We start from the raw sequence: 10,019 nt of genomic DNA on the forward strand, positions 1-10,019 counted from the left end.
ATATATAAAACAGCCCATAACCCCCAACTTGCAGCATAAGGCATCACATGAGCAACACCGTCAAACCACTCACTCCCATGATGGCGCAATACCTTGCCGTAAAAGCCGAACACACCGACAAACTGTTGTTTTACCGCATGGGTGATTTTTACGAGTTGTTTCTGACCGATGCGGAAGAAGCCGCCCGTTTGCTGGACATCACTCTCACCGCCCGCGGGCAAATGAATGGTGAACCCATTAAAATGGCGGGTGTTCCGTATCACGCCGCCGAACAATACCTTGCCAAACTCATCAAACTCGGCAAAAGCGTTGCTATTTGCGAACAAGTGGGCGAAGTGGGCGCGGGTAAAGGACCGGTAGAACGCAAAGTAACCCGTATTGTTACGCCCGGTACACTCACCGACAACGCCCTTCTGGAAGATAAAGAAACCAACCGCATCGCCGCCATTTACCCCCTGAAAAAACGCATCGGGCTGGCATGGCTGTCGTTACAAAGCGGTGAATTCAAAACCAAACACACCACCGCAGAAGCCTTACCGCACGAATTGGCACGGCTTCAAGCCGCTGAAATCTTAGTACCCGACAACGTTGCCGATGACTTAACCTTGCCCAATCAACGCCTCACCCGCCTAAATCATTGGCAATTTGCCGCCGACAGCGGCACGGAGTTGATTCAGCGGCACTTTGGCAGCCAAGATTTACGCGCATTTGGTTTAACACCGAAAGACGATGACGCCGCCATCGGTGCGGCGGCGGCATTATTGAATTATGCCCGCCAAACCCAAAGCCAAATTCCGCATCACTTAGACAACCTCAGCCTAGACGACGGCGGGCAATACCTTGACATGGACGCCGCCACCCGCCGCAATCTGGAATTAACCCAAACCTTAAGCGGTCAAAAATCACCCACTTTATTATCGGTTTTAGACCATTGTGCCACCCACATGGGCAGCCGCTTATTGGCATTGTGGCTGCACCACCCTTTGCGCCGCAGAACACACATCGAAACGCGGCAACATGCGGTGCAATCGCTCGCACCTCATTGGCACATCATTCATGACATGCTGAACGGCGTATCGGACATTGAACGGATTGCCGCCCGCATTGCCGTGGGCAGTGTCCGCCCGCGTGATTTATCCGCCCTGAGCAACAGTTTAAATATCCTTGCCGCTTTCAGGCTGCCTGAAAACGATGCGCTGAACAACAGCAGTTTGGTGGCCACCTTGCTGTCTGTTTTTCCGCAAGGACAAGCCATTGCCGACCTCATTACCGCTGCCATTCTGCCCGAGCCTGCCGTGTGGCTGCGCGACGGCGGTGTTATCAATGATGGCTATCACGCCGAATTGGACGATCTGCGCCGCATTCAAAATCACGGCGACGAATTTTTACAGCAATTGGAAGCAAGAGAACGGACACGCACCGGCATCAGCACCTTAAAAGTGGAATTCAACCGCGTCCACGGTTTTTACATTGAGCTGAGTAAAGCCCAAGCCGAAAACGCCCCTGCTGACTACCAGCGCCGCCAAACCCTGAAAAATGCCGAGCGCTACATCACGCCTGAACTCAAAATTTTTGAAGACAAGGTATTAAATGCGCAGGAAAATTCACTTGCCTTGGAAAAACGGCTGTATGATGCTTTCATCGTTCAGCTACAAACCCATTTACCTGTTTTACAGCAATGTGCCAAAGCCACCGCCCAATTGGACGTACTCAGCTGCTTGGCAGCCAATCTGCATGAAGCGGATTATTGCTTACCGCAATGGGTGGACTATCCCTGCATTCACATCAACCATGGTCGCCACCCCGTGGTTGCCGCACAAACGGCGGCATTCACACCCAATCACACCCGATTGGACGACAAACGCCGGCTGATGCTGATTACCGGTCCGAATATGGGTGGCAAGTCCACCTATATGCGTCAAACCGCGCTGATTGTATTGCTCGCCCACATCGGCGCACCCGTTCCTGCGCAATCCTGCACGCTGGGTGCGATTGACCACATTTTCACCCGCATTGGTGCGTCTGACGACTTGGCTGGCAACCGTTCCACATTTATGGTGGAAATGTCAGAAACCGCCTACATTCTGCGCCATGCCACCGAGCAATCGCTGGTTTTAATGGACGAAGTCGGCCGCGGCACATCCACGTTTGACGGCTTGGCATTGGCACAAGCAATTGCCGAGCATCTGCTGCAAAAAAACCGCAGTTTCACCCTGTTTGCCACCCATTATTTTGAATTAACCCGATTACCCGAACAGCACGCCGCCGCCGTAAACATGCACCTTGCCGCATTGGAACAAGGGCATGACATCGTTTTCTTACACCGCATTGAACCGGGTCCTGCCAGCAAAAGCTACGGCATCGCCGTTGCCAAACTGGCAGGTTTGCCCGCCCGCGCCCTCACTGCCGCCCGCAAGCATCTGCATGACTTGGAACAACACGCTGCCGCAACACAAACTCAACTGGATATTTTCACCTCATCTGCTCCGGTTTTTCAGGCAGCCGCAACAGACAATGATGTGCCCGGTCAAACAATATCTGATGAATTGGCACAACTGCTGAGTAAATGTACACCCGATGAACTGACGCCAAAAACAGCATTGGATTATGTGTATCGGCTCAAAGAATGCTGGCAAAATGGACAACAGCACACAGACTGAACATAAAAATACCCATACACTTACTTAATATAAAACATCAAGAAGTATATGGGTATTCGCCCCGAGAATATCGGAAATAAATTTAATGATGATAATTCTTTTTCCGCTAAAACCAATTTTGATCTTGTTTTTAAAATTTCATGAATAAATAATGTACTTATTAATGGAATAGCAATAAAAACCAATAAATTATTTCATGATTATCTGTTTTTTTATCACTGAAATACTCTATCTCTCGTTGGCATCATAGATGATTTCTTTTTCAGGAGGCGGTATTCCATCGGTTGGTTCATAATAATAGACATTATATATCAGTAATACTTTTCCTGTGTTGCCGTCTATTTCCTCATTGCGTATCATTTGGTTGCCGCTTTTGTCAAATCCTTGGGTAAGCCAACTTATATACCACATAGGGTGGTTATTTTCGTTTTCTCTGGAAACATGAGTGAAAGGATCTAATAAATCTGCACCCTTGCTTTCCATATGGGCTTTGATTTTTTCCCAAGGGTAGTTTTTATAGGGCGCATCATAATCGGTCTGTTCTACTATATTTCCCCTTTCATCATAGTCCGTCCAAATGCCCTTATTAAACCCACCACTCCAAAAATATAATCCTTTTTGTGCCAGAATTCCATTTGGGTAAAAGTATTTTCCCATTGTAAAAATCTCTTTATTGTTTGTTATTTCTACAATATAACCCTCTTCCCCGTGTTTGATTTGGCGGATTCTATTTTCCTCTTTATCTGTAAAATTCCATTCTCTATTTTTCTGATGTTTATTAAACTCTTCTATATCAAATCTCTCTATAATCATATTTTTTTAATTATTTTTTGTTGATTATTTATTGTTTTTTCTATTTCTTTATTTTGCCCGCTGCATGAAACCATGAGCAATCCCAGACATAAATATAATATTGGTTTTTTCATAATTTATTTTTTCCTTGATAACTAAACTATTTTCCCTTATGATATCCCATTGCTATTTTTATATGCCATAATGGGTATCGGTGTAATCCATAATATTTTCCGTAATTTTCCGTGGAAAAGTAAAGGCACTGTCGTTGTCAAAAGTGTGACAAAGGCTCATTGTGTGTCATATTTCATGTGCTAATGTACCATCGCTTTGGCGGAACGCTTGCCACTGCTCTTTGGCATAGACTCTGCCCTTGAACACTTGATAAGTATTTTGGGAAAGGTCTTTTAGAAAAGAATATGGCGTACTCGGAGATTTTTTAAGACTGTTGATTAAATTCCCATCTCCCTGCATTCCTGCAACGGCGAAGTTTCCGAAATCTTTCCGGTTTCACCATCCATATAATAACATATAGGAATATATGCAGAAGGTTCGCCTATATCGGGAAAGTTGGCCGGGCCATCATTGGATCTTCCTTTAACAATTCCTATTGTCCATATTTTTTTCCGTTCCATTATGTTAAAATCCAACCAGAAAACCTGCATTCCGTCTTCATCTACTCTTCCTTTTCCTGTTTTTAAATCAATATAACCTTTTTCCTGAAGAAATTCCAACACCTGCAGGGGCTTGATTTTTCCAAATTTTTGGTCTTCATCTACCTGTTTTACCAAGCCGCCATCTCTATCGTAATAATAAGATGTCCTTACTTTTACATGACTGCCTATAAAGGTCTCCTTTTTCTTTATATTTCCATTAGCATAAAATTCTTTATACACGGTGTAAAAACTCGGACTGGGCAGTCTCTCATATTGGAATCCTCCATTTTTGTCAAAATCCATTAAATATACAGTATTCCCGTTAGGCAGGGTATATTCCTCGGAACCATTATGGGTTTTATTATAGATATCAAAGTCAAATTTTTCTATCATGACACTTTTTTCTGTCATGACATTATTTTTTTTAGGGGTTAATGTATCTTTTTTTTCTTGTCCGCTGCATGAGCTCAACAGCAAAACAAGTAGAATAATCGGTATTATTTTCATAATTTAATGGTTTTATAAATGGCACGGTGACTTTTTTAGGATTTCCTTTATCATCGTATTCTGTTACTTTGCCTGTTTCTCCATTCATTTTATATGCCAGCAATAAGTAAAAGACTTTTCTATTGATGTCTTTTTTCTTAGGAGGAATAATTTTTTTGTTTATGACTGAATTTTTTCAGAATGTTCAGTCTCCGAAAAAACTGGGGCAGAGCAAGACTAAGGTAATCATCGATAAAAAAGCACAGCCTTTATTGTCTATTACTTAATTCGTGAATTTTATTGGCAAAATCAGGCTACTGCTGACAAGTAAATCCGGCAGCTCTTGCCTCAAAATAAATCATTGTCTCAGATTTTATAAATGGTATCTTGCCGAAACCCTTAGGCAAAAAATAAATATGATTTGTAATACCTGCTGCACCCGTACTGCCAATACCGGAAACAGCCGTTAATTTTTAACGCTGTCATCGGCTTCTTCAAAGCCGACAATTTCCAACCCAAATCCGGTTAAACCGCTGAATGAAGACGGTTTACCCATTACCCGCATTTTTTTTACATTCAATCCCGCCAAAATTTGCGCACCAATACCATAGGTTTTTCTGTCCCAACGTCTGCCTTGATGAACACCCTGCGGCAAAGTACGGTCAAGCAAAGCAGCACCATTTTCGGTGCGGTGCAATAAAATCACCACGCCCGCATCGGCTGCCTGAATATGCTGCAAAGCGGCGGGCAAGCTCCATGTGTGCTGCGGATTGGGGCTGATAAAATCCATAACACTAAACGGTTCATGCACACGCACCAGCACTTCTTTTTCCTGATTAAGATTGCCTTTCACCAAAGCCAAATGGGTCTCTCCGGAAAGTTTATCCACATAAACATGCTGTCTGAACTCACCCCAAGGTGTGATAACAAGGTTGTCGCCCATTTCTTCCAGCAGATTTTCGGTGCGGCTGCGGTATTCAATTAAATCCGCAATGGTGGCAATTTTGATGCCGTGCTGCTGAGCAAAAGCCTGCAACTGGGGCATCCGCGCCATCGTGCCGTCATCATTGATGATTTCACAAATCACCGCCGCACCAATCAAGCCGCACATTTGCGCCAAATCCACACTGGCTTCGGTGTGTCCTGCGCGCACCAACACACCGCCTTTTTGTGCGCGCAACGGAAAAATATGCCCGGGCTGAACAATGTCTTCCGCTTTCGCGGTGGGCGAAACAGCGGTTTGAACGGTGAGTGCGCGGTCTGCGGCAGAAATACCCGTCGAAATACCGTGTGCCGCTTCAATGGAAACCGTGAAATTCGTTCCGTATTGCGCACCGTTTTTTTGTGTCATCAGCGGCAGATGCAACCTGTCCACCATGCTCTCTTCCATAGGCAAACACACCAAACCTCTGGCGTGTTTAATCATAAAATTAATGGATTCGGGCGTAACAAACTGCGCCGCCATGATTAAATCACCCTCATTTTCACGGTCTTCCGCGTCAGTGAGAATCACCATTTTGCCGGCTTTAATGTCAGCAAGAATTTCAGGAATGGCAGAAATGCTCATTATGTGTTCTTCCAAAATGGTTAAATCCGAGTTAATTGCCACAATGTGGTGGTTTCCTGCATTCGTGCCGCATGCAGCGGATTATCGGTTTGCTGCGTTTTGGGGTGGCTTGGACGGATACTGCTGCGGGCAATCACCTGCAAACCGGCTGCCTGAAACCATTGTTGCAGTGCATCGGGTGATCGCAAGCCCAAGTGTTCCGCTAAATCAGACATAATCAGCCACACTTGTCCGCTTTCTGTTAAATGCCCGCTCGCGCCGTTTAAAAAAGCTTGCAGCATGGCATGCTGCGGATCATAAAGCGCGGTTTCTATATCAGCGGCGGGTTTGGCAGGCAGCCACGGCGGATTGCACACAATTAAATCGGCTTTGGCTGCCGCTACCGGAAATAAATCAGCGGCTTGAACAGCCACTTGTCCGGTTAAACCCAATCGCTCAATATTGGCGTTTGCCGCTGCCAACGCACGCGGATTAATATCGGTTGCTATAATCTTTTGTACACCGCGCCGAACCAGCACAGCCGCCAGCACACCACTGCCTGTGCCGATGTCCCACGCTGTTCGGCAAGGATTCGGCAGCACAGCTTGTGCTGTCAAATCAATGTATTCGCCGCGAATCGGTGAAAATACGCCAAACGGCACATGAATGGTTTGTTGATCCAAAGCAGCAACCGCAATGCCCTGCTTGTGCCATTCGTATGCACCAATATAACCCAGCAATAAGTGCAACGGCAGTAAAAATGGTTCATTCGGCAAATTCAAACCGGCATCACGCAAAGCATCGGCGATACTCGGTGCGCGCGGGTTACTTAACTTCGCCTCACCGTTCACTTCCAGCAACAATAATTGGAACAAGCGGCTTTGCTGCGCCTGCTGCATTCGATAGCGATGAAAATCATTTTGCACACGGTTTTTACCGCGAACGCGTTTTTTAATCGCCGCCAGTAATTGCTTCGCCTGATGATAATCACCGCGCCACAGCAATGCCGTTTGTGCGTGCATTAAAGTCAAGGCTTTATCAGCACCGACGGCATCAACCGATACAATTTTTTTGGGTATTGCCGCGCCATTGCCCTGATGCCAGCGCGCTTGCCGTGTTTGCCCGTTTTCCGTCCAAGTAAGCCATGTATTCATGCTCTGCATTGTACGCTTTAATCAGCATTCTTTCAGGCTGCCTGAAAACAAATAATAAAAACAATTCTTTACTGCGCAGAAAATGCCTGTTAAACAACAGGCATTTTATTTTCATGCGAGCGGCTAACCCATAATTGCAGCCGCTGTCGTTTTGCTATTCTCTGCCGCTTAAAGCCAACAAAATTTGCAGCAAACTGGTGAAAATATTGTAGAGTGAAATAAAAATGGTCAGTGCGGCACTGATGTGGCTGGTCTCGCCGCCATCAATCACTGTGCGGATTTGCCACATAATCAGCAAAGAGCTGAAAATGACAAATGCAGCAGCCAAAGTGAGCGACAACACCGGCAGTTTTAAAAATAAATTTGCCACCACGCCCACCATCAGCACCACCGCGCCCACCATTAGGAAACGCCCCAAACCATTCATATTGACATTGGTGCGCCGCGCAACAACTGCCATAACCAGAAACACACCGGCTGTCATCGCTGCCGCTAAGGCAACCAATTGTCCGCCATTGCTGAATGTGCTGCTCAGCTGCAGAATCGGTCCCAGCATAAAGCCCAAACCAAAGGTAAATACCATAAGTAAAGCCGCACCCACATTGCTGTAGCGGTTTTTCTCAATCGCAAAACACATGCCGTAGAAAAAGGCAAAAAAGGCGATGATACTGAGCCAATAATTGCTGAATAAAGAGACGAAATTAAATTGCATGCCGACAAAAGCACCCGCAAGGCACGGAATAAAACTCAAGCCCAATAAGCCATAGGTTTTGCGCAAAACAACGTTTTGATCGGTTTGTGCCACGCCCTGCCCTAAATGGGTATAGTCGTAGGCATCTCGCTGCGGTTGATTCATGATTTTCTCCTGAAAATGTTAGGGCTGCCTGAAACAATCTGTGTGATTATCGCCCAAATAAGGGTTTATTAAAAAATAACAACTCTCTATATTGCTGAAACACAAAACCTGCCCAAATAAAAAGCATCTTTATCATTATAAAATCATAGGCTTTGCCATCGTAAACACAGGCGCGGCAATCTATTATTTACAGCTGACGGCGTTAGCAGACAGATAAGCACACGACATCTTAACGCCCTTAAAGCAATCCAATTGCCGATGTTCTGTTTCACTGCCTGACAACCCCAAGCAAAGGTTCTCATATTGATTGTGTTTATTATTTCACAATCTGAATCAATTCGCCGCGTGAATAGCGATCTGCCATTTTCTCCAAAGAAATGGGCTTGATTTTATCTGCCTGCCCCACCGCGCCAAAGGCTTGGTAGCGATCAATACATATTTGCTTCATTGCTTTAACGCTTTCAGCCAGATATTTGCGCGGATCGAATTCAGCGGGATTTTGCGCCATAAAACGGCGGATTGCACCGGTGCTTGCCAAACGCAGGTCGGTATCAATATTAACTTTGCGCACGCCGTACTTAATGCCCTCAACAATTTCTTCAACCGGCACACCATAGGTTTCGCCGATATTGCCGCCGTATTCATTGATGATGCGCAGCCATTCTTGCGGCACGGAGCTTGAACCGTGCATCACCAAATGGGTATTGGGTAAACGCTCGTGAATTTCTTTAATGCGGTCAATCCGCAACACATCACCCGTGGGTTTTCGGCTGAATTTATATGCGCCGTGACTGGTGCCGATGGCGATTGCCAGCGCGTCCACACCCGTGTCTTTAACAAATTGCGCCGCTTCTTCGACATCTGTGAGCATTTGGTCATGCGCCAGTTTTACGTCTGCACCGATGCCGTCTTCTTCGCCTGCATCACCGGTTTCCAAATTACCCAAACAGCCGATTTCACCTTCTACAGACACGCCGCAGGCATGGGAAAATTGGACTACATTTCGGGTAACATTAACGTTGTAGGCATAATCAGCGGGTGTTTTGCCGTCGCTTTTCAGCGAACCGTCCATCATCACCGATGAAAAGCCCAGTTGAATCGAACGCTGGCAAACATCGGGTGAAGTACCGTGGTCTTGGTGCATCACCACTGGGATATGCGGAAACTCTTCCACCGCCGCTAAAATCAAATGACGCAGAAACGGTGCACCCGCATATTTGCGCGCACCCGCGCTGGCTTGCACAATCACGGGGGCATTCATTTCATCTGCCGCTTCCATAATGGCGCGCATTTGTTCTAAATTATTTACATTAAACGCCGGCAAGCCATAACTGTGTTCAGCAGCGTGGTCCAATAATTGGCGCAAGGAAACCAAAGCCATAAGAATCTCCAAAATCGGGAAAATATTGGCGCAGGCAACACAAAATATTTCAATAAAAAACACCCGCACCGTGCAAAAATTTGTACTGATTATAGCATTTTTATGACACAGCGCAGGCTGCCTGAATAAGTAGTCGTCCCTGAAGAACCTGATCTAAAATATTCAAACAACTTGCCAAAAATCTTGTCTTAAAAACCTAAATAAAATTAAATTTTCTCGACAAAAAAACAACCATGTCAACAATTTACGGAAATTGTAAGCAGCGGCAGCCAAAATCGGATTGATTTCATTACCAATCTTGCCTTTTAAATAATTGATGCCCATACGGTTATCTTTTTTCAAATGACCGATAATGGGTTCTATTGCACTGCGCCGCTTCATCATCTTTTTCATCAATTGACCGGCTGCTTTAGGTATTCTTCCAACCAAATAAATATCAGCCTCTGCTTTTCCTTTTAATCCATGTCCTTTATAACCTTGATCACAAT

At 45.5% G+C, this 10,019-nt stretch carries 8 protein-coding genes and 1 pseudogene; 1 reads left to right on the top strand and 8 read right to left on the bottom strand.

Annotated elements, in window-relative coordinates; translation table 11 throughout:
• Window positions 1–47: 47 nt before the first annotated feature.
• The gene (mutS, locus tag Q384_RS02035) at window positions 48–2,660 is read left to right on the top strand and encodes a DNA mismatch repair protein MutS (protein ID WP_037585642.1); all 2,613 of its coding nucleotides are present in this window, start codon (window positions 48–50) and stop codon (window positions 2,658–2,660) included.
• Window positions 2,661–2,888: 228 nt separating this feature from the next.
• On the opposite strand, the gene Q384_RS12515 is transcribed toward mutS, so the two are convergent.
• From Q384_RS12515 to Q384_RS13880, 8 genes and pseudogenes are all read right to left on the bottom strand, one after another.
• Window positions 2,889–3,473 carry a hypothetical protein gene (locus tag Q384_RS12515; protein WP_051940302.1) on the bottom strand — a complete coding sequence of 195 codons (585 nt, stop codon included), beginning with the start codon at window positions 3,471–3,473 and terminating at the stop codon, window positions 2,889–2,891.
• A 431-nt stretch (window positions 3,474–3,904) separates the two neighbouring features.
• A complete protein-coding gene (locus Q384_RS12520; protein WP_211251065.1) occupies window positions 3,905–4,501 on the bottom strand; it encodes a hypothetical protein in 597 nt (198 codons plus the stop codon).
• Window positions 4,502–4,532: 31 nt separating this feature from the next.
• The gene (locus Q384_RS13095; protein ID WP_156956398.1) at window positions 4,533–4,703 is read right to left on the bottom strand and encodes a hypothetical protein; all 171 of its coding nucleotides are present in this window, start codon (window positions 4,701–4,703) and stop codon (window positions 4,533–4,535) included.
• Between the two features lie 357 nt (window positions 4,704–5,060).
• Window positions 5,061–6,164: a bifunctional 3,4-dihydroxy-2-butanone-4-phosphate synthase/GTP cyclohydrolase II gene (gene ribBA / locus Q384_RS02050; RefSeq protein ID WP_156956400.1), complete on the bottom strand. Its 1,104-nt coding sequence runs from the start codon at window positions 6,162–6,164 to the stop codon at window positions 5,061–5,063.
• A gap of 17 nt (window positions 6,165–6,181) precedes the next feature.
• On the bottom strand, window positions 6,182–7,294 hold the full coding sequence (locus Q384_RS02055) for a methyltransferase (protein ID WP_037585662.1): 1,113 nt from the start codon (window positions 7,292–7,294) through the stop codon (window positions 6,182–6,184).
• A gap of 154 nt (window positions 7,295–7,448) precedes the next feature.
• Window positions 7,449–8,150: a Bax inhibitor-1 family protein gene (locus tag Q384_RS02060; protein ID WP_084224359.1), complete on the bottom strand. Its 702-nt coding sequence runs from the start codon at window positions 8,148–8,150 to the stop codon at window positions 7,449–7,451.
• Window positions 8,151–8,466: 316 nt separating this feature from the next.
• A complete protein-coding gene (fba, locus tag Q384_RS02065; protein WP_037585643.1) occupies window positions 8,467–9,531 on the bottom strand; it encodes a class II fructose-bisphosphate aldolase in 1,065 nt (354 codons plus the stop codon).
• A gap of 162 nt (window positions 9,532–9,693) precedes the next feature.
• Window positions 9,694–10,019: pseudogene (locus Q384_RS13880) on the bottom strand (IS5/IS1182 family transposase); the annotation flags it as partial.

Origin of the sequence: Stenoxybacter acetivorans DSM 19021, assembly GCF_000745895.1 — a bacterium.
Taxonomy (GTDB): Bacteria; Pseudomonadota; Gammaproteobacteria; order Burkholderiales; family Neisseriaceae; genus Stenoxybacter; species Stenoxybacter acetivorans.